Here is an 18,902-nt window from a genome sequence, read left to right as displayed (position 1 = left end):
TCGACAGGAGCCGGGGCACAGCCGTGCCTCAGCCTGCTTCGGGGAAGTGGCAGGCGACCTGGCGAGCCTCGCCGGGCGAGGCGACGCGCAACAGCGGGGCCTCGGTCCGGCAGATGTTCTGGGCCCTGGGGCAGCGCGGGTGGAAGGTGCAGCCGGACGGGGGAGCAGCCGGGCTCGGCGGGTCGCCGAGCAGCGTGATCCGCTCCCGGGTCCGCTCGGCCGCGGGGTCGGGCAGCGGCACGGCGGACAGCAGCGCGCGGGTGTAGGGGTGGGCGGGGGCCGCGTACACCCGTTCCTTCGTGCCGATCTCCACGATCCGGCCGAGGTACATCACGGCGACCCGGTCGCAGACCCGCTTGACGACCGACAGGTCGTGGGCGATGAAGAGGTAGGCGAGCCCGAGTTCGCGCTGGAGCCGCTCCATCAGGTTGACGATCTGGGCCTGGACGGAGACGTCCAGGGCGGAGACGGGTTCGTCGGCGACGACGAGCCGGGGGCTGGTGGCCAGCGCGCGGGCGATGCCGATGCGCTGGGCCTGACCGCCGGAGAACTCGTGCGGATAGCGGTCGACGTGCTCGGGAATGAGTCCGACCAGATCCATCAGCTCCACGGCCCGCTTGCGCGCATCGGACGCCGAACTCCCCTGCACCATCAGCGGGTCGGAGATGATCCGGGCCACCGTGTGCCGGGGGTTGAGCGAGGAGTGCGGGTCCTGGAAGACCATCTGCAGATCGCGGCGGAGCGGCTTGAGCTCCCGCTGGGACAGATGGCTGATGTCGCGTCCCTCGTAGGAGACGGAGCCGACGGTGGGTTCCAGGAGCCGGACGATCAGGCGGCCGGTGGTCGACTTGCCGCAGCCGGACTCGCCGACGAGCCCCAGGGTCTCGCCCGCCGCCACGTCGAAGCCGACGCCGTCGACGGCCCGTACCGGGGCCGAGCGGGCCCGCCGCCCGGGGAAGGTCATCGTCAGGTCCCGCACCCGGAGCAGGGGCGGGGATGCAGTGGCTGTGGTCGTGGTCGTCGTCATGAGGCGATGCCTTCGTACGCGGGGAAGTGGCAGGCGGCCGGATGCCCGTCCGGGCCGCCGAGCAGCGGGCGTTCGCCGGCGCAGCGCGCCCGCTCCTCCGCGGAGCCGGCGGCCGCCCGGGGGCAGCGGGGCGCGAACGCGCAGCCCGGTGCCGGGTCGAGCAAAGACGGCGGGCTGCCCGGGATCGCCCGCAGCGGGGCGTCGTCGTGGTCGTCGAGCCGGGGCAGCGAGTCGAGCAGACCACGGGTGTACGGGTGGGCGGGCGCGGCGAACAGGTCGTCCACCGGGGCGCATTCGGCGGCCCGGCCGCCGTACATCACCAGGACGTCGTGGGCCACCCGGGCGACCACTCCCAGATCGTGGGTGATCATGACGACGGCGAGCCCCCGGTCCTGCTGGAGGCGGGCGATCAGCTCCAGGATCTGGGCCTGGACGGTGACGTCCAGGGCGGTGGTCGGCTCGTCGGCGATGAGGAGTTCGGGCTCGCACACCAGCGCCATGGCGATCATCACCCGCTGTCGCATACCGCCCGAGAACTGGTGCGGGTACTCGCCGGCCCGGCGCCGAGGTTCGGGGATACCGACCTCGGCGAGCGCCTCCACGGCCCGCTCACGGGCGGTCTTCCGGCCCGAGCCGAAGTGGACCCGGTGGTGCTCGGCTATCTGCTCCCCGACGGTGTAGTACGGGTGCAGGCTGGAGAGCGGGTCCTGGAAGATCATCGCCATCTTCCGGCCGCGCAGAGCGTTCAGCTCGCGGTCGGACAGACCGATCAGCTCCTGCCCGTCCAGGGTGACGGAGCCGGTGACCTCGGCGCCGGTGTGCAGGCCCATCACGGCCAGCGAGGTGACCGACTTGCCGGAGCCGGACTCGCCGACGATGCCGAGGGTGCGGCCGCGCGGCACGTCGAAGGCGAGGGAGTCGACGGCCCGGACCGGGCCGCGCTTCGTCGGGAAGGTGACCGTCAGGGCTCGTACCGACAGCAGGGGGGAGGAGTCGGCCATCAGTACCTCACTCGCGGGTCGACGACGGCGTACAGCAGGTCGACGGCCAGGTTGGCGACGACGATGAAGGCGGCGGCGAGCAGCGTGACCCCGAGGATGACCGGCTGGTCCCCGGTGGACAGGGCGCCGTAGAAGAGCCGTCCGATGCCGGGCAGCCCGAAGATGGACTCGGTGATCACCGCGCCCGCGAGCAGACCGCCCAGGTCCATCCCGAAGATGGTGAGGATGGGCGTCATGCCCGCCCGCAGTCCGTGCTTGACGACCACCGTGCGGCGCGGGAGACCCTTGGCGCGGGCTGTGCGGATGTACGGCTCCGCCATGCTCTCGATCATCGAACTGCGGCTCTGCCGGGCGTACATGGCCGCGTACAGGATCGCGAGCGCCAGCCAGGGGAGCAGCAGGTTGGAGGCCCAGGCGACCGGGTCGGAGCCGAAGGGGACGTACTGCGGATAGGGCAGCAGTCCGGCCACCCGGATCAGTCCGTAGATCAGCATCACCGAGGTGAAGTAGACGGGCAGCGAGGCGGCGGCGACCGCGCCGACCATCAGGGCGCGGTCCGTGAACGTGTCCTTGTGCAGGGCGGCGGTGACCCCCGCGGTGAGTCCGAGCAGCAGCCATATCGCGGCAGCGCCCAGGGCCAGCGAGGCGGAGACCGGAAGCCGGTCCACGAGCAGGTCCCAGACGCCCTGGCTGTTCTCGTACGAGTAGCCCAGGCACGGGAACTCGCAGTGCAGGGCGTACTGCCCGCTGCCCATGGTGCGGCCGGTGAAGATGCCGGTGACGAAGTCGGTGAACTGCCGCCACAGCGGGTCGTCCAGGCCCATGTGGGCGCGGATCGCCTCCAGGCGTTCGACGCTGCACGACTTGCCGCACGCCGAGGCCGCCGGGTCGGAGGGAAGGACGTAGAAGATGGTGAAGGTGACGGCGGCGATGGCGATCAGGACGCCGAGCACGCCGAGGAGCCGGCGGCCGAGGTAGAGGATCACGCGCTGCTTCCTCTCGGGTCGAGGATGTCCCGCAGCGCGTCCCCGAGCAGGGTGAACGCGAGCACCGTGAGGAAGAGGCAGATGCTCGGGACGACGAAGTACATGGGATCCGTGTCGTAGTACGCGACGCTCTCCGCGATCATCTGGCCCCAGGAGGGGGTGGGCGGGCGCACGCCGACGCCGAGATAGCTCAGCGCCGCCTCGGTGGCGATCATCCCCGGGATGATCAGGGTGGTGTACGCGATGACGGGCCCGGCGACACCCGGCAGGATGTCGCGGACCAGGATCCGCAAGGGCCCCGATCCGCCGACGCGGGCGGCGTCGACGTACTCGCGGTGCTTGAGCGAGAGGGTCTGGCCGCGCACGACGCGGGCGATGCCAGGCCAGCCGAAGAGGCCGATGACGGCGGTCATCAACAGGATCCGGTTGACGTCCCGGGCCACCGACATCATCGCGATCATGAAGATGAGGGAGGGGAAGGACATGGTGAGGTCCATCAGCCGGGAGAGCACGGCGTCGGTGCGGCCGCCGAAGAACCCGGCGGCGATGCCGGCCGCCGTCCCGGCGAGGACGACGATCGCGGTCGCGGCGAAGGCGATGAGCAGGGAGACCTGGGCGCCGTGCACGACCCGGGCGAACAGGTCGCGGCCGGTGACGGGTTCGACTCCGAGCCAGTGCTCGGCGGAGACTCCGCCGAGCGGACCGATGGGCTGGCCGCCCAGGTACGGATCGACGGCGCTCTTGTCGAACTCCTCGGGCCCCCAGCCGCCCAGCGCGCTCAGCAGCGGGGCGGCCACGGCCATCAGCGTGAAGAGCGCGACCACGGCGAGCGAGAGCTTCACAGAGGTGCGGCGGCGCAGTTCCGCGCGGGCGAGTTGCCAGGGGCCGCTGCCGGTGGCGGCGGGTGCGGAGGTGGTGGACATGACGGACACTCAGCTACCGCTCTTGGAAGGGTCCTTGAGGCCGATGGTGGCGTAGTCGAGCTGACCGCCGAAGGAGGTGTGGCCGAAGGCGCCCGCGATGTTGGTGCCGATCAGCAGGGGCATGCGCTCGACGACGGCGGGCGCGGTCGGGGCCTTGGCCAGGATCTGGCCGTCCAGCTCCTGCCAGGCCCTGTCGGCCTGGCCGGCATCCGTCATGGCGGCGATCTCGTCCATCCGCTTCATGGTCGCGTCGTCGCGGAAGAGGGAGTGGTTGCCTGAGTTGCCCTTCTCCTTGATGTAGCGGCCGTCGAAGACGAAGGGCAGGAAGGTGGAGCCGGAGGGATAGTCCGGGCACCAGCCGGTGTAGACGAGGTCCGTGCGGTTCTTGGTGTCGCCGATGGTGTCGTAGAAGGCCGAGGGGTCGACGGTCTCGATGACGACCTTGATCCCGGCCCGGCCCAGGGACTGCTGGATCGCCTCCCCGACGCCCTTGTCGCCGTTGGAGACGGTGATGCTGGTGGAGAAGCCGCTCGCCCGGCCGGCCTCCTTCAGAAGCTGTTTGGCCTTCTCCACGTCACCGGTGAGCGGGATCTTCAGGGTGTCGGGCTGCTTGCCGGCGAAGAGGGACCCCGGCATGAGGGCGGTGGCCGGATCGTTGAGGGCGGGGCCGCCCGAGGCGGTCATGACCGCCTCCCGGTCCAGGGCGTACTGCACGGCCTGCCGGACCTTGAGGTTGTCGAAGGGGGCGCGGCCGGTGTGCATCTGCACCATCTCGGTGCAGTTGCTGGACTCGGCGAGCAGCCGCGCCTTGACGTCGGCCTTGGTGAGCACCTTGGAGGTGCTCTCCGGGCTCAGCTTGCGCCATTGGACGGCAGAGGCGTCGGCGCCCGAGGAGGCGATGAGCCGGTCGTCGATCTGAGTGGCCTTCAGGCCCATCGTCATGACGAGCTTGTCCGGGTAGGCCTTGCGCACCGTGTCCGTCTTCGGGTCCCAGTGGGTGTTGCGGACCAGGGTGAGCTGCTTGTCGCGGGAGTAGGACTCGATCTTGTACGGGCCGGAGGAGAAGGGACGGTTGTCGTACTGGGGGCCGTTGTCCTTCGCCTTCGGTACGGGGGCGAAGGTGGGCAGCACGGTCGCGTAGGGGAACTCGGCGAAGGGCTTGCGCAGTTCGAAGACGATCGTGTGGTCGTCGGGGGTCTTGACGGAGTCGAGCTGCTTGCCCTGGGACGGGCCCTGGTAGCCCTCGGCGCCGGCGAGGTAGCGGGCGGCGTAGTCGGGGCCGCCGGGCAGGTCGGGCGAGAAGGACCGCTCGACGTTGTACTTGATGTCCTGGGCGGTGATGGGCGATCCGTCCTCGTACTTCAGCCCCTTCTTGAGCTTGAAGGTCCAGGTCTTGGCTCCGTTGGACGAGGTGCCGAGGTCCTCGGCGAGGTCGGGAGTCAACTCCCCGCCCTTCGCCCCGGGTTCCGACTTGTACGTGACAAGGGTGCGGTAGAGCAGGCGCGTGCCGAAGTCCATGTCGCTGACGACCCAGTTCCGGGCCGGGTCGAGGTGGGTGAAGTCCTGGTTGGACAGGATCGTCAGGGTGCCGCCCTTCTGCGGCGTACCGCCGAGCACCGCGCCGTTGTTCGCGGTCGCGGGATTCTTGGCTCCACGGCCGTCGTCGGCCTTCTTGCCGCCGGAACAGGCGGCCGCTCCCAGACTGAGGGCGGCCACCAGCGCGGTGGCGAGTGCGGTACGGGTGCGCTTGTCCATCAGTGATCACTCCGAGAGCAGAGTCGGACAGCCGGGCTCGGCGGCGAGCGGCGACTGGAACGTGACGCGTAACATAGTAATGTGAAATTGCACTGACAACCCATCGGGGACCCTGTTACCCATCCGTGTCCGACGCGGCTCGCCGGCTTCGGGGTGACGGGGGACTTGTCGGGCGGTGTGCAATGTGAAATGTTACTGCCGTGCTCACGAGAAAAAGCTCGGACCTCGTCGTCGTCGGCGCGGGCGTCGTCGGCGCGGCCTGCGCCTACTACGCCGCCCGGGCCGGCTTCACCGTCACCGTCGTCGACCGCGGCCCCGTCGCGGGCGGCACCACGGGGGCGGGGGAGGGGAACCTCCTGGTCTCGGACAAGGAGCCCGGCCCGGAACTCGAACTCGCCCTGCTCTCCAGCGCGTTGTGGCGAGAGCTGGCCGAGCTCCTCCCGCCGGACATCGAGTACGAGCCCAAGGGCGGGCTCGTCGTCGCTTCGAACGAGGATGGGATGGACGCGTTGCGGGCGTTCGCCGCCGGACAGGTCAAGGCCGGTGTCGACGCCCGGGAGGTCCCGGCCGACCTGCTGCCCGAGCTCGAACCCCACATCGCCCCCCGGCTCGCCGGCGGCTTCCACTATCCGCAGGACGCCCAGGTCATGCCCGCCCTCGCCGCCGCCCACCTGCTGCGTGCGGGCCAAGAGCGTGGCGGCGGTCGCGATGCCGTCCGGCTCAGGCTCGGCGAGGAGGTCGAGGCGATCGTCACCGGTGCCTCCGGAGAGGTGCGCGGCGTCCGGACGACGGCCGGGGAGATCTCCGCCCCGTACGTGGTGAACGCCGCCGGAACCTGGGGCGGTGACCTCGCGCGTCTCGCCGGGGTGGAGCTTCCCGTCCTGCCCCGCCGGGGCCTCGTCCTCGTGACCGAACCGCTGCCGCGGGTGGTGCGCCACAAGGTGTACGCCGCCGACTACGTGGCGGACGTGGCCAGCGGGTCGGCGGCGCTGCAGACCTCGGCCGTGGTCGAGGGCACCCCGGCGGGACCGGTCCTCATCGGTGCCAGCCGGGAGCGGGTCGGCTTCGACCGGTCGCTCTCCGCCGAGGTGGTGCGGCGGCTCGCGGCCGGGGCCACGGCCCTGTTCCCGGTGCTGGCCGGCGTGCGGGCGATACGCACGTACACCGGATTCCGGCCCTATCTGCCGGACCACCTGCCGGCGATCGGTCCGGACCCCCGCGTCCCCGGCCTGCTGCACGCATGCGGGCACGAAGGGGCGGGGATCGGTCTCGCACCGGTGACGGGACAGATCGTCACCCGGTGCCTGACCGGGGGTGAACTCCCGCTCGACATCGAACCGTTCAGGCCCGGGCGATTCGCTTCGGCGTCCTCCTGAACCCACGCGCACCGTCACGAAAGGAGAGGATCCGTGGCCCGAACCCCCGCCGACGTGGTCGGGGCGCAGCCCGATCCGTCGTTCGACATCGCCTTCGACGGACGTCCCGTCGCCGCCCTGCCCGGGCAGTCCGTGGCCGCCGCCCTGTGGGGAGCCGGCATCCTCGCCTGGCGCACGACCCGGAAGGGTGGCCGGCCGCGCGGCGCGTTCTGCGGCATCGGCCAGTGCTACGACTGCCTGGCCACCATCAACGGGGAGCCCAACCGTCGCGCCTGCCTGGTTCCCGCGCGCCCCGGCGACGAGATCACCACCCAGGAAGGACACGGCCATGACCGCCTCGGCGTGTGAACCGTACGACCTCGTGGTCATCGGAGCGGGCTCCGCCGGAATCGCGGGCGCCGTCGCCGCCTGTGAACTCGGCCTGTCCGTCGCCCTGGTGGACGCCTCCGCGCAGATCGGCGGACAGTTCTACCGGCATCCGGCGCCGACCCTCGGCGCCGTGCGGCCCGAAGCCCTGCACCACGACTGGTCCGCCTTCCGCGACCTGCACCGACGCCTGGCCGAGAGCGACGTGACCCATCTGGCCGGGCACCACGCATGGAGCGTGACCAGGAGCGACGAGGCCGCCGACGGCCCCTGGACGGTTCACGCCGTCGTCGGCCCCGACGGGGCGGACGAACGCCACGCCCGTGTGCGTGCCCGCGCCGTCCTGCTCGCCGCCGGCGCGTACGAGCGGCAACTTCCCTTTCCCGGCTGGACATTGCCCGGTGTCGTCGGTGCCGGGGGAGCGCAGGCCATGCTCAAATCCGGCCTCGTCCTGCCAGGCAGACGGATCGTCGTGGCGGGCAGCGGCCCCCTGCTTCTCGCCGTCGCCTCCTCGCTGGCCGCCGCGGGGGCGCGGGTGCCGGCGGTGGTGGAGGCGTCCGGGTACCTGCGCTACGCCCGCAACCCTCGGGCGCTCGTCACCAACCCGCACAAGGCGGCCGAGGCGCTCCTGCACGCAGGAGCGCTGCTGCGGCACGGTGTGCGGCCGCTGACCCGCAGCGCCGTCACCGAGGTGCACGGCGCCGACCGGGTGGAGGCCGTCACGGTCACCCGCCTCGATGGCGACTGGCGGCCCGTACAGGGGTCGGGCCGGCGGATCGCCTGCGACGCGCTGGCCGTCGGGCACGGGCTCGTCCCGCAGATCGAACTGGCCGTGGCGCTCGGCTGCGCCACCCGCACAGTGCCCGACGGCACCCTCGCGCTCGCCCTCGACTCTCTCCAGGAGACCTCGGTGCGCGGCCTGTGGGCGGCCGGCGAGGCCGGGGGCGTGGGAGGCGCTGAACTGGCCCGTGTGGAGGGCGAGCTGGCGGGGGTCGCGGCCGCCGTCCGGCTGCGGGGGAGTCGGGTTTCCGGGGGCCGCATCCGCGGACTGAGCCGTCGTCGGGACCGCATGCGTGCCTTCGCCGAGGTGATGGCCGCCGCCCACGCACCCGGGTCGGGCTGGCCGGGGTGGCTGAGCGACGACACGGACGTGTGCCGCTGTGAAGAGGTCACCGCCGGGCGCGTCCGTGAGGCGGTCGCCGAGCTCGGGGCGCGCGACGCGCGCACCGTCAAGCTGTTCACGCGGGCGGGCATGGGCTGGTGCCAGGGACGGATGTGCGGGACGGCCGTGGCCTGCCTCGCGGCGCGCGACGGCGACGCCGAGCCCCCGGCTGAACGCCGCCCGTTCGCCACACCGGTTCCCCTCTCGGTGCTGGCCGCCCTCGATCAGGCCGACGCCGGCAGGGCCGATCCCGAAAGCGCCGAGGCCGGGGACATCCGGCAGCGGTAGGCGTTCCCGCCCTCCTGGGACGCCATGAACGCTCATGAAATGTCACACTCTACTGAAAGGGCCTCACATGACTGCCAAGAACTGGAACAGTGCCACCCCCTGGCGCGGCATCATGGTCGCCACCACCCTGCCCCTGCGGGAGGATCTGTCCGTCGACCACGACGCCTACGCCGAGCACGTCCGCTGGCTGATCGACAACGGCTGTGACGGCGTCGTGCCCAACGGCTCGCTCGGCGAATACCAGACCCTCACCGCCGAGGAGCGCGCCCGTGTCGTCCGTACCGCCGTGGAGGCAGCGGGCGACGGGGCCCGGGTCATGCCCGGTGTCGCCGCCTACGGCAGCGGCGAGGCCCGGCGCTGGGCGGAGCAGGCGGCCGTGGAGGGCTGCGGCTCGGTGCTGCTGCTGCCCCCGAACGCCTACCGGGCCGATGAGCCCGCCGTACGCGCCCACTACGCCGAGGTCGCCCGGGCCGGCGTGCCCGTGGTCGCGTACAACAATCCCATCGACACCAAGGTCGACCTGACCCCCGGGCTGCTCGCGGGGCTGTACGCCGACGGCAGCATCGTCGCGGTCAAGGAGTTCAGCGGGGACGTCCGCCGGGCCTACGAACTCGCCGAGCTCGCCCCGGAACTCGATCTGCTGATCGGTGCCGACGACGTCCTGCTCGAACTCGCCCTGGCCGGCGCCGTCGGATGGATCGCCGGATACCCCAACGCGTTCCCGGCCGCCTGCTCCGCGCTGTACCGCGCCGCCGTCGACGGTGATCTGGCGACGGCCCTCCCGCTCTACAGGTCCCTGCACTCCCTGTTGCGCTGGGACTCCAAGACGGAGTTCGTCCAGTCCATCAAGCTGTCCATGGACATCGTCGGCCGGCCCGGCGGCCCCACCCGCCCGCCCCGCTTCCCGCTGACCGGGGAGACCGAGGCGGGAGTCCGGCGCGCCACCGAGAAGGCCGTGGCCGACGGTCACCGCTGACCGGTCCGCCTCCGACCGAAGGGAAGGGAAAGACCCGTGCGCACGCGTCACGTCTTCCACGCCGTCGACTCGCACACCGAGGGGATGCCCACACGGGTGATCACCGGTGGCGTCGGTGTGATCCCCGGTGCCACCATGGCCGAGCGGCGGCTCCACTTCATCGAGCACCTGGACCGGCTCCGGACGCTCCTGATGTACGAGCCGCGCGGGCACGCGGCCATGAGCGGCGCGATCCTCCAGCCGCCCACCCGGCCCGACGCCGACTACGGCGTCCTCTACATCGAGGTGTCCGGGCTCCTGCCCATGTGTGGCCACGGCACCATCGGCGTTGCCACCGTCCTCGTCGAGACGGGCATGGTCCCGGTGACCGGACCGGTCACCACCGTGCGGCTCGACACCCCGGCCGGCCTGGTCTGTGTCGACGTACAGGTGGAGGACGGGGCGGCGAAGTCGGTCACGCTCACCAACGTGCCGTCGTTCTGCGTCGGCCTGGACCGCGAGGTGACCGTGCCCGGCTACGGCACGGTCACCTACGACCTCGCCTTCGGCGGCAACTTCTACGGCTTCGTCGAACTCGACGCGCTGGGCCTGCCGTTCGACCGCGCCCGCAAGGACGAGCTGCTCACGGCAGGACTTGCGATCATGGAGGCGATCAACGCATCGCCGGACCGGCCCGTCCACCCGGAACAGCCCCAGATCGCCGGAGTCAAGCACGTCCACCTCACGGCCCCCGGCTCCGACGCCCACCACTCCCGCCATGCCATGGCCATCCACCCCGGCTGGTTCGACCGCTCCCCGTGCGGTACCGGCACCTCCGCGCGCATGGCGCAGCTGCACGCCCGCGGTGAACTGCCGCTCCACCGCGACTTCGTCAACGAGTCCTTCATCGGGACCCGCTTCACCGGACGACTGGTCGCCGAGACGGAGGTCGGCGGGGGACCCGCCGTCGTCCCCACCGTCACCGGACGCGCGTGGATCACCGGCACAGCCCAGTACTTCCTCGATCCGGACGACCCCTTCCCCGGAGGTTTCCTCCTGTGACCGCCACCGAACGCCCCGTCATCACCTCGCGCAACCCCGCCGACCCGTCCGACGTGCTGCTGCAGATGCCGTCGCCCGGCGCGTCCGCGTCGGCCGACGCCGTGGAGCGGGCGCGAGCCGCCCAGCAGAGGTGGCTGCTCGGCGGGGCGGCCGCCCGCTCGGCCGCTCTGGCGTCGGCCGCCGACGCCATCCAGGCCGCGGGGCCCGAGCTGACCGCGCTCGCCGTCCGTGAGGTGGGCAAGCCCCTCACCGAAGCCCGCGCCGAGGTCGCGCGCACGGTCGCGATCTGGCGCTACTACGCCCAGGCACCGTACGAGCCCGTGGGGGCGGTCCACGAGCCCGCCGTGGGCGCCGGTCTGCTGCTCACCCGCCGTCGGCCGCACGGCGTGGCCGGACTGATCACGCCCTGGAACTTCCCCTTCGCCATTCCGAGCTGGAAGGCCGCCCCGGCGCTCGCCGCCGGCAACGCGGTCGTCCTCAAGCCCGCCCCCGAGGCCACCGCGTGCGCCATGAGCCTGGCCGAGATCGTCCAGCGGGCCCTGCCGGAGGGCGTCTTCACCGTCGTGCCAGGCGGGGCGACGGAGGGCAACGCGCTGGTCTCCTCCGCCGATGTCGTCTCCTTCACCGGCTCGACCGCCGTCGGCCAGGCCGTCGCACGCGGCGGCGCGGCCCGGGGCATCCCGGTCCAGGCCGAGATGGGGGGTCTGAACGCGGCGGTGGTCCTCCCCGACGCCGACATCGAGACGGCCGCTGCCCACATCGCCGCCGCGATCGCCGGTTACGCGGGGCAGAAATGCACCGCCACCAGCCGTGTCATCGCGGTCGGAGCGGCCCTGAACCCCCTGCGCGAGGCGCTCTCGGAAGCGCTCCGGGCCCTTCCCCTCGGCGATCCGGCCGACGCGGCCACCGTGAGCGGGCCGCTCATCGACCAGCACGCCCGCGACCAGGTCCGCGATTCCTGGCACGGCCTGTGCGCACTGGTCGGCGGCACCGTGCCTGAGGGTCCCGGCTGGTTCGCGGCCCCGACCCTGGTCGAGAAGGTCCCCTCGGAGCACCGCCTGCTGCGCACGGAGGTCTTCGGACCCGTGGCGGCCCTGCTGCCCGCCGAGGACCTGGCCCACGCGGTCCAGATCACCAATTCGGTGCCGTACGGCCTGGTCACGTCGGTCCACACCGCCGATCTGAACACCGCCCTCGGCGGACTCGACGGGCTCGACACAGGAATGATCAGGATCAACGCACCGTCCACCGGCGTCGACTTCCATCTGCCGTTCGGAGGTGCCAAGGCGTCGAGTCACGGGCCTCGCGAACAGGGCAGGGCGGCCCTGGAGTTCTACACCTCAAGCCGCACCTACACCCTGACCCCTCCCCGGGCAACATGACATTGTACGGTGGGTGCTTACCGGACCGAAGGGACCAGAACCTCCATGGGCCACCTGAAGCAGACCGATCTCAACGCCACCCGCGAGCGGCTGCGCGACCAGGTGAGCCACGCCCTTCGGGCGGCCCTGATCTCCGGTGAGCTGCGCCCGGGCATGGTGTACTCGGCGCCCGCTCTCGCCGAGGACTTCGGTGTCTCCGCCACCCCCGTCCGCGAGGCGATGCTCGACCTGGCCCGTGAGGGCCTGGTCGAGCCCGTCCGGAACAAGGGCTTCAGAGTGACGGAGGTCAGCGAGCGCGACCTCGACCAGTACACCGAGATCCGTGCCCTGATCGAGATCCCCACCGTCGGCCGAGTCACCCGCAGTGCGGCGCGCGAGGAGCTGGAGGCGCTGCGTCCGGTGGCGGAGGAGATCGTCCGGGCCGCCCGCGACCACGACCTGGTCGGCTACCTGGAGGCCGACCGGCGGTTCCATCTGTCGCTGCTCGCGCTCTCGGGCAACGACCGCCTCGTCGAGACCGTCGGAGACCTGCGCAAGCGCTCCCGGCTGTACGGCCTCACCGCCCTTGACGAGGGTGGCGAGCTGATCCCCTCGGCGGAGGAGCACCTGGAGCTGCTCGACCTGATGCTCGCGGGTGATGCGAAGGGGGCCGAGAAGTGCATGGCCCGGCACTTGGGTCATGTGCGCTCTCTGTGGGCCGGCGGGGGCGGGTCCTCTCCGGCCGGAGGCTCGGGAAGGGCCCGGATCAAGCGGTCGGCCTGAGGGGGCACGGCGGTCGGCCCGAGGCGCCCCAGGACCCATAACACCCTGCTATGCCCGAGTGAGAGCTTCTCGGAACGAGCCCGCTGAATCACGCTCGTTCATGCAATGTCACACTTCACTCGGTCCTCGCCGTGTGCAACTCCCATGGGGGAAGGGACTTATGAACCCGGCGTACGCCGTCACCGATCACTTTTTCACCGTCCCGCTGGACCACTCCCTTCCGGCCGGCCCGACCATCCAGGTGTTCGCGCGTGAAGTCGTCGACCCGGCCCGCACCGGCGAACGACTGCCGTGGCTGCTCTATCTGCAGGGCGGTCCCGGCGGCAAGGCGCCACGGCCTTCGGCGGGCTCGCCGGGGTGGCTTCCCCAGGCGCTGAAGACCCACCGGGTGCTCCTCCTCGATCAGCGCGGCACCGGCCGTTCCACCCCGATCACCGCCCGTACGGCCGCCCGGTTCGACTCGCCGGCCCGACTGGCCGCGTATCTGGCCTGCTTGCGTGCCGACGCCATCGTCGCCGACGCGGAACTGATACGCCGCCGCCTGTGCGGCGACGAGCCGTGGGAGACGCTCGGCCAGAGCTACGGCGGGTTCGTCACCCTCACCTACCTCTCCCAGAAGCCGGAGGGTCTGCGGGCCTGCTACGTCAGCGGCGGCCTGCCGGGCCTCACCGCGACCGCCGACGACGTGTACGCCCGCACCTACCCCCGGGTGCGGGAGCGGGTCCTCGACTTCTACGCCCGCTATCCGGACGACGCCCCCCGACTGCGCCGGATCGCCGATCTCCTGGCGACCGACGACATCCGGCTGCCGGGAGGGGACCGCCTGACCACCCGCCGCCTGCGTACCCTCGGCCTCGCGCTCGGCATGGGCGACGGCCACGAACGGATCCACTGGCTGCTCGACGAATCCCTGGACTCGAACGGCGAGTTGACGGACACCTTCCTCCACCAGGCCGAGGCCCTGACCGGATTCACCGACAACCCGCTCTTCGCCGTCCTGCAGGAGACGCTGTACGGGCAGGGCGCCGGTCCGACCGGCTGGGCGGCCTCCCGGGCGCTCGACGGCTTCCCCGAGTTCGCCGATGAGGCCGACCCGCTCCTGCTCACCGGAGAAATGATCTACCCCTGGATGTTCCGGGAGATCAAGGGCCTGCGCCCCTTCGCGGACGCCGCGGACCTCCTGGCCCGGCGCACCGACTGGCCGCCGCTCTACGACCCTCGCCGCCTGGCCGCCAACCAGGTCCCGCTGGCCGCGGTCGTCTACCACGACGACATGTACGTTGACGCGGGCCTCTCCCTGCGCACGGCACGCGAAGTCGGTGCCACGCGGACCTGGGTCACCAACGAGTGGGAACACGACGGCGTCACCGCCTCCGGTGGCCGTGTGCTCGCCCGGCTGATGGACCTGGCGGCCGGCCGCGCATAGCCGTCCGCTTTCCCCGCCTTCGTCTCCTTTCCCCTCAGCAATCACCCGCATCCGATGGGGGTTTCATGCCTGCACTGCCGATCCGCCTGCGTTCCCTCACGGCGGCTCTCGTCCTCGGCTCGTCCCTGACCGTCCCGGCCAACGCGAACGCGGCCGCCCCAACTCCTGGGCACCGGCCCGCCGTTCCGGCCTCGGCCTGTGCCCTCCCCGGCAAGACCGGGTGGACCGACGAAGGCCACGCCACCGATCCGGTCCAGTTCCAGCCCTCCACAGGAACTCGGCGGGTGCTGACCCTGTTCGTCGACTTCCCCGACGCGCGGGCGACGGAGCCCACGGACGAGTACGCCGCCCAACTGGCCCCGGCCGCCGACTGGATGCGTACGGCCAGCTACGGCCGCTCCCGTCTGTCCCTCACCTCACTGCACCGCTGGATCCGCATGCCGGCGGAGTCGCACACGTACGGCTTCGAACGCGGCCTGACCTTCGAGACGCACGAGAAGTACGTACGCGACGCGATCGAGTCCGCCGACCCGTACGCGGACTTCTCCCGCTACGACATGGTCTATGTCGTTCCCACCAGGGCGGCGTCCGCGATCTCCTTCTCCCCGACCTACCTCTACGATCCCCACACGCCCGGCGTGACCGCCGACGGAACCCGCCTGAAGTGGGGGGTGACCTTCGGACAGGACCTCTGGCGCTGGGGTCACAAAGTCGTCGCCCACGAGACCGGCCACACCTTCGGCCTCCCCGACCTGTACTCCTTCACCGGCCCCACCCATCAGTACGTGGGCGGCTGGGACGTGATGGGCAACATCGCCGGCCACGCTCCCCAGTACCTGGGCTGGCACACCTGGAAGCTGGGCTGGACCCGCGACGCCCAGGTCGCCTGCCTCGACGCCTCCGGGCACCGTGCCGTCCGTCTGACCCCGGTCGAGCGGCCCGGCGGTACCAAGATCGCCGTACTGCGGACCGGCGAGACCACGGCGTACGTCGCGGAGTCCCGCCGCCGCGAGGGGATCGACCGGGGAGCCTGCTCGGCCGGCGTCCTCATCTACAAGGTCGACTCCGCGACGCCGACCGGCGAGGGCCCGATCCGGGTCGTGAACGGCAAGCCGTCCGAGACCCCGCCCGCCGGGTGCACCGCGCTCGACCTGGCGGCCCACACCTCGGGCCAGATCTTCACGGACCCGGACAGCGGCGCCCGCATCGAGGTGCTGGCGGGCGGAGACGCCGGCGATGTGGTGCGGCTGCGCATGCCCTGAGGGCTGGGCGGTGCCTCTCGGAACCGCGCGCAGCGAGGGCCGTGAACCCCCGGTCGGTCGCGGCCCTCTGCTCGCCCTCGGTCCACGCCGTGCGCGGTCGCCCCGGTGGCCTGTACGAGCAGCACGTCGGCGAACGCGCGGAGACGGCGCAGGCCACGACCGGGTCGACGTCGTCGGCGTGGGGGAACCGCGGCTGCTCGACCCCCCGGGGAAGCCGTTTTGCCGATGTTGTGATATGGCTCACGGAAGGTCTAGGGTGAATGGGCCGGGAGACCCCGCCGGCCGGCGAGCCGAGTGGCGGCGCGCGACGGGCCCCCGGGTGAGGGAAGTGATCCCGTTGTCCGTCGCCTGGGACGACATCGGCGGGCTCGTCGATGCCCACGAGCGTTTCCTCGCCGGCGCGCGGGTCGACACGGATGTCCGGGACTCGGTGCTCGACTCCTGGAAGCGGTGCCGGCACGCGGGGCTCGCCCCGGACCGGCTGCTTGCCCCCTACGCGTCGGACCTGGCCCTGGACGACCGGTTCCTGCTGGCGGCCGAACCCGTCCTCAAGAACCTGACCGCGTCCTTGTCCGACGTGGGCATGACGGTCGTGCTGTGCGACGGACAGGGCCGCATGGTCCAGCGGCTCGGCGGCGATCCGCAGTTGCGCGGCCGCCTCGACGATGTGCGGTTCGCCCCTGGATTCGATGCCTCAGAACTGGTCATCGGCACCAACGGCGTCGGCACCGCCCTGGCCGAGCGCAAGCCCTTCTACGTCGTCGGACGTGAGCACTTCGCGGACTGCCTGCAGCCCTTCGCCTGCGCGGGAGCGCCCGTCCGTGACCCCCTCAGCGGGCGTATCGAGGCCATCCTCGATCTCACCTGCCTGCGTGACAACGGCGACCCCGCGATGCTGCGGCTGGTCCGCGAAGCCGCCCATGACATCGAGGCGCGGCTGCTCGAGCAGGCCACCCAACGTGAACGGGCCCTTCTCGCCGCCTACCAGCGGGCCGGCCCCTCCCCGGGCGACTGGCCGAGGCAGCCCGAGTCCGCACCTCCGGGCGGACGGGGGAGGGGCCACGACGGCGGAGACCTCAGCCGGATCGACCGCGTCGTGCTGCGGGAGAAGGCCGAGGAACTCATCGCCTCCCCCCAGCGCACCCACGAGGAGGTGACCCTCTCAGGTGGCCGGACCGCCATCCTGCTGCGCCGCCAGGTCGAGGCCGCCGCGGGCGAGACCGGCGTGGTCGTCGAGGCACGCGTCCTCGGCGGTCCACGGCTGCGTTCCGTAGTGCCCGCGGAGACGGCCGTTCCGGCACCGGTGACCGTGCCCGCCGTGCCCACCGTCCCCCTCACCCCCGCACGGCCGCCCGCACCCACCGCCCGTCCGGTACCGGTCACGGACGACGGCGCGACCGGCCGGCTGCTGCTCCTCGGCGAGCCGGGCGTCGGCCGGCTGGCCGTGCTGGCCCGCAGGCGCCTTGAGCTCCTGCACGAGGCCGGCGTCCGGATCGGCACCACGCTGGACGTCACCCGCACCGCGGAGGAGCTCGCCGAGGTGGCCGTCCCCCGGTTCGCCGACTTCACCGCCGTGGATCTGCCCGACGCCGTGCTGAAAGGCGACGAGCCGGGACCGCTCGGCGCGGACACCTCGCTGCGCAGGGTCGCGTTGGGAGCCGTCCACGAGGAGTCGCATCTGTACGGCGTCGGCGACACGGTCCGCTACGTCCCGTCCACCCCGCAGGCCCGCAGCCTGGAGAGCAGGAAGTCGGTGCTGGAACCCGTACTGCCCCGGGCCGACGGCTGGATCGCCCAGGACCCTGAGCGCCTCGGGCGGGTCCTGGCGGCCGGCGTCCACTCCCTGATCACGGTGCCGCTGCGGGCCCGGGGCGTGAGCCTCGGCGTGGTGAGCTTCTACCGCTCCGAGAAGCCCGCTCCGTTCGAGGACGACGACGTGTCGCTGGCCCAGGAGCTGGCGGCCCGTGCGGCCGTCTGCATCGACAACGCACGCCTCTACACCCGCGAGCACAACACCGCCCTCACCCTGCAGCGCAGCCTGCTGCCACGGGGCCGGTCCGAGCACAGTGCCGTCGAGGTCGCCTACCGCTATCTCCCCGCGCAGGCCGGCGTGGGCGGTGACTGGTTCGACGTGATCCCGCTTTCCGGCGCCCGGGTGGCGCTGGTCGTCGGCGATGTGGTCGGTCACGGCCTGCACGCCGCCGCCACGATGGGCCGACTGCGGACCGCGGTCCACAACTTCTGCTCCCTCGACCTGCCGCCCGAGGACCTCCTCACCCACCTCGACGACCTGGTGGGCAGGCTCGACCGGGAAGACGGCTGGGCGGCGGAGAACACCCAGCCGGACTCCGGGATCGTGGGAGCCACCTGTCTGTACGCCGTCTACGACCCGGTGTCGCGCAGCTGCAGTCTCACCCGCGCCGGGCACCTGCTGCCCGCGGTCGTCCGGCCCGACGGCACGGCGGAGTTCGTCGATCTGCCGTCCGGGCCGCCGCTCGGGCTCGGTGGGATGCCCTTCGAGACCGTCGAGCTGGACCTGGCCGAAGGCAGCCAGCTGGTGCTGTACACCGACGGTCTGATCGAGGACCGGCACCGGGACATCGACTCCGGCCTGAACCGGCTCCGCACTGTCCTGACCCGCGCCGACCGGCCGCCGGAGGACACCTGCGAGGCGGTTCTGGACGCACTGCTGCCGAGCAGGCCGAGTGACGACGTGGCCCTGCTCGTCGCCCGTACCCACGTGCTCGGGCCCGAGCGGGTCGCGCAGTGGGACCTGCCGAGCGACCCGGCGGTCGTCTCCCGGGCCCGTGCGACGGTCACCGGTCAGCTCGCCGCCTGGGGCCTCGACGAGCTGGCCTTCACGACGGAACTGGTCGCCAGCGAGCTGGTCACCAACGCCATCCGCCACGCCACCGGCCCGGTCCAGCTGCGGCTGATCCGCGACCGTGCGCTGATCTGCGAGGTCTGCGACGGCAGCAGCACCTCGCCCCGGCTGCGGCGCGCCAGGAGCGAGGACGAGGGCGGACGCGGACTGTTCCTGGTCGCCCAGCTCACCGAGCGCTGGGGGACCCGCTACACGCCTGACGGCAAGGTCATCTGGACCGAGCAGCCCCTTCCCTGACGCCGTGCGGCGGGGATCCCGGTACGCACATGCGGGCGCCCCGCGTCG

At 72.0% G+C, this 18,902-nt stretch carries 15 protein-coding genes; 10 read left to right on the top strand and 5 right to left on the bottom strand.

All coding sequences use genetic code 11. The features are described from left to right. Window positions 1-28 precede the first annotated feature (28 nt). The 5 genes from AB0K02_RS14190 to AB0K02_RS14170 are packed head-to-tail and all read right to left on the bottom strand — an operon-like array spanning window position 29 to window position 5,692. Complete coding sequence (locus tag AB0K02_RS14190; RefSeq protein ID WP_365992677.1) at window positions 29-1,027, bottom strand: oligopeptide/dipeptide ABC transporter ATP-binding protein; 999 nt, start codon at window positions 1,025-1,027, stop codon at window positions 29-31. Continuing rightward, entirely contained in the window at window positions 1,024-2,028 is a 1,005-nt protein-coding gene (locus AB0K02_RS14185; protein WP_365992676.1) for an ABC transporter ATP-binding protein, read from the bottom strand. Before AB0K02_RS14185 ends, AB0K02_RS14190 begins: the two co-directional genes overlap by 4 nt. Next, window positions 2,028-3,014 carry an ABC transporter permease gene (locus AB0K02_RS14180; RefSeq protein ID WP_365992675.1) on the bottom strand — a complete coding sequence of 329 codons (987 nt, stop codon included), beginning with the start codon at window positions 3,012-3,014 and terminating at the stop codon, window positions 2,028-2,030. The genes AB0K02_RS14185 and AB0K02_RS14180 overlap by 1 nt, the downstream gene beginning before the upstream one ends. Then, a complete protein-coding gene (locus tag AB0K02_RS14175) occupies window positions 3,011-3,937 on the bottom strand; it encodes an ABC transporter permease (protein ID WP_365992674.1) in 927 nt (308 codons plus the stop codon). Before AB0K02_RS14175 ends, AB0K02_RS14180 begins: the two co-directional genes overlap by 4 nt. A gap of 9 nt (window positions 3,938-3,946) precedes the next feature. Then, the gene (locus tag AB0K02_RS14170) at window positions 3,947-5,692 is read right to left on the bottom strand and encodes an ABC transporter substrate-binding protein (protein WP_365992673.1); all 1,746 of its coding nucleotides are present in this window, start codon (window positions 5,690-5,692) and stop codon (window positions 3,947-3,949) included. Window positions 5,693-5,892: 200 nt separating this feature from the next. On the opposite strand from AB0K02_RS14170, the gene AB0K02_RS14165 reads away from it, so the two are divergent. The 10 genes from AB0K02_RS14165 (at window position 5,893) to AB0K02_RS14120 (ending at window position 18,854) form a co-directional block, all read left to right on the top strand. After that, window positions 5,893-7,068 carry an FAD-dependent oxidoreductase gene (locus AB0K02_RS14165; protein ID WP_365992672.1) on the top strand — a complete coding sequence of 392 codons (1,176 nt, stop codon included), beginning with the start codon at window positions 5,893-5,895 and terminating at the stop codon, window positions 7,066-7,068. A gap of 33 nt (window positions 7,069-7,101) precedes the next feature. Then, the gene (locus AB0K02_RS14160) at window positions 7,102-7,416 is read left to right on the top strand and encodes a (2Fe-2S)-binding protein (protein ID WP_365992671.1); all 315 of its coding nucleotides are present in this window, start codon (window positions 7,102-7,104) and stop codon (window positions 7,414-7,416) included. Next, window positions 7,397-8,884, top strand: a complete 1,488-nt coding sequence (locus tag AB0K02_RS14155) for an NAD(P)/FAD-dependent oxidoreductase (RefSeq protein ID WP_365992670.1) — start codon at window positions 7,397-7,399, stop codon at window positions 8,882-8,884. Before AB0K02_RS14160 ends, AB0K02_RS14155 begins: the two co-directional genes overlap by 20 nt. A gap of 67 nt (window positions 8,885-8,951) precedes the next feature. Beyond that, the gene (locus AB0K02_RS14150; protein ID WP_365992669.1) at window positions 8,952-9,860 is read left to right on the top strand and encodes a dihydrodipicolinate synthase family protein; all 909 of its coding nucleotides are present in this window, start codon (window positions 8,952-8,954) and stop codon (window positions 9,858-9,860) included. A 36-nt stretch (window positions 9,861-9,896) separates the two neighbouring features. Further along, on the top strand, window positions 9,897-10,901 hold the full coding sequence (locus AB0K02_RS14145) for a proline racemase family protein (protein ID WP_365992668.1): 1,005 nt from the start codon (window positions 9,897-9,899) through the stop codon (window positions 10,899-10,901). A gap of 65 nt (window positions 10,902-10,966) precedes the next feature. Continuing rightward, the gene (locus tag AB0K02_RS14140; RefSeq protein ID WP_365992787.1) at window positions 10,967-12,283 is read left to right on the top strand and encodes an aldehyde dehydrogenase family protein; all 1,317 of its coding nucleotides are present in this window, start codon (window positions 10,967-10,969) and stop codon (window positions 12,281-12,283) included. 45 nt (window positions 12,284-12,328) lie between these two features. Then, complete coding sequence (locus AB0K02_RS14135) at window positions 12,329-13,045, top strand: GntR family transcriptional regulator (RefSeq protein WP_365992667.1); 717 nt, start codon at window positions 12,329-12,331, stop codon at window positions 13,043-13,045. A 160-nt stretch (window positions 13,046-13,205) separates the two neighbouring features. After that, the gene (locus AB0K02_RS14130) at window positions 13,206-14,471 is read left to right on the top strand and encodes an alpha/beta fold hydrolase (protein ID WP_365992666.1); all 1,266 of its coding nucleotides are present in this window, start codon (window positions 13,206-13,208) and stop codon (window positions 14,469-14,471) included. A gap of 65 nt (window positions 14,472-14,536) precedes the next feature. Continuing rightward, a complete protein-coding gene (locus AB0K02_RS14125) occupies window positions 14,537-15,733 on the top strand; it encodes a M6 family metalloprotease domain-containing protein (protein WP_365992665.1) in 1,197 nt (398 codons plus the stop codon). Window positions 15,734-16,061: 328 nt separating this feature from the next. Next, window positions 16,062-18,854 carry a SpoIIE family protein phosphatase gene (locus AB0K02_RS14120; RefSeq protein ID WP_365992664.1) on the top strand — a complete coding sequence of 931 codons (2,793 nt, stop codon included), beginning with the start codon at window positions 16,062-16,064 and terminating at the stop codon, window positions 18,852-18,854. Window positions 18,855-18,902: the final 48 nt, after the last annotated feature.

Origin of the sequence: Streptomyces sp. NPDC049597, from assembly GCF_040675505.1 — a bacterium.
Lineage (GTDB): Bacteria > Actinomycetota > Actinomycetes > Streptomycetales > Streptomycetaceae > Streptomyces.
This window is presented reverse-complemented; position numbering and strand designations above follow the sequence as displayed.

Bases quoted from the DNA above. Each gene is read 5' to 3' on its own strand.
- AB0K02_RS14190 (WP_365992677.1), bottom strand. From the start codon at position 1,027: ATGACGACGACCACGACCACAGCCACTGCATCCCCGCCCCTGCTCCGG.
- AB0K02_RS14185 (WP_365992676.1), bottom strand. From the start codon at position 2,028: ATGGCCGACTCCTCCCCCCTGCTGTCGGTACGAGCCCTGACGGTCACC.
- AB0K02_RS14175 (WP_365992674.1), bottom strand. From the start codon at position 3,937: ATGTCCACCACCTCCGCACCCGCCGCCACCGGCAGCGGCCCCTGGCAA.
- AB0K02_RS14170 (WP_365992673.1), bottom strand. From the start codon at position 5,692: ATGGACAAGCGCACCCGTACCGCACTCGCCACCGCGCTGGTGGCCGCC.
- AB0K02_RS14155 (WP_365992670.1), top strand. From the start codon at position 7,397: ATGACCGCCTCGGCGTGTGAACCGTACGACCTCGTGGTCATCGGAGCG.
- AB0K02_RS14150 (WP_365992669.1), top strand. From the start codon at position 8,952: ATGACTGCCAAGAACTGGAACAGTGCCACCCCCTGGCGCGGCATCATG.
- AB0K02_RS14140 (WP_365992787.1), top strand. From the start codon at position 10,967: ATGCCGTCGCCCGGCGCGTCCGCGTCGGCCGACGCCGTGGAGCGGGCG.
- AB0K02_RS14135 (WP_365992667.1), top strand. From the start codon at position 12,329: ATGGGCCACCTGAAGCAGACCGATCTCAACGCCACCCGCGAGCGGCTG.
- AB0K02_RS14130 (WP_365992666.1), top strand. From the start codon at position 13,206: ATGAACCCGGCGTACGCCGTCACCGATCACTTTTTCACCGTCCCGCTG.
- AB0K02_RS14125 (WP_365992665.1), top strand. From the start codon at position 14,537: ATGCCTGCACTGCCGATCCGCCTGCGTTCCCTCACGGCGGCTCTCGTC.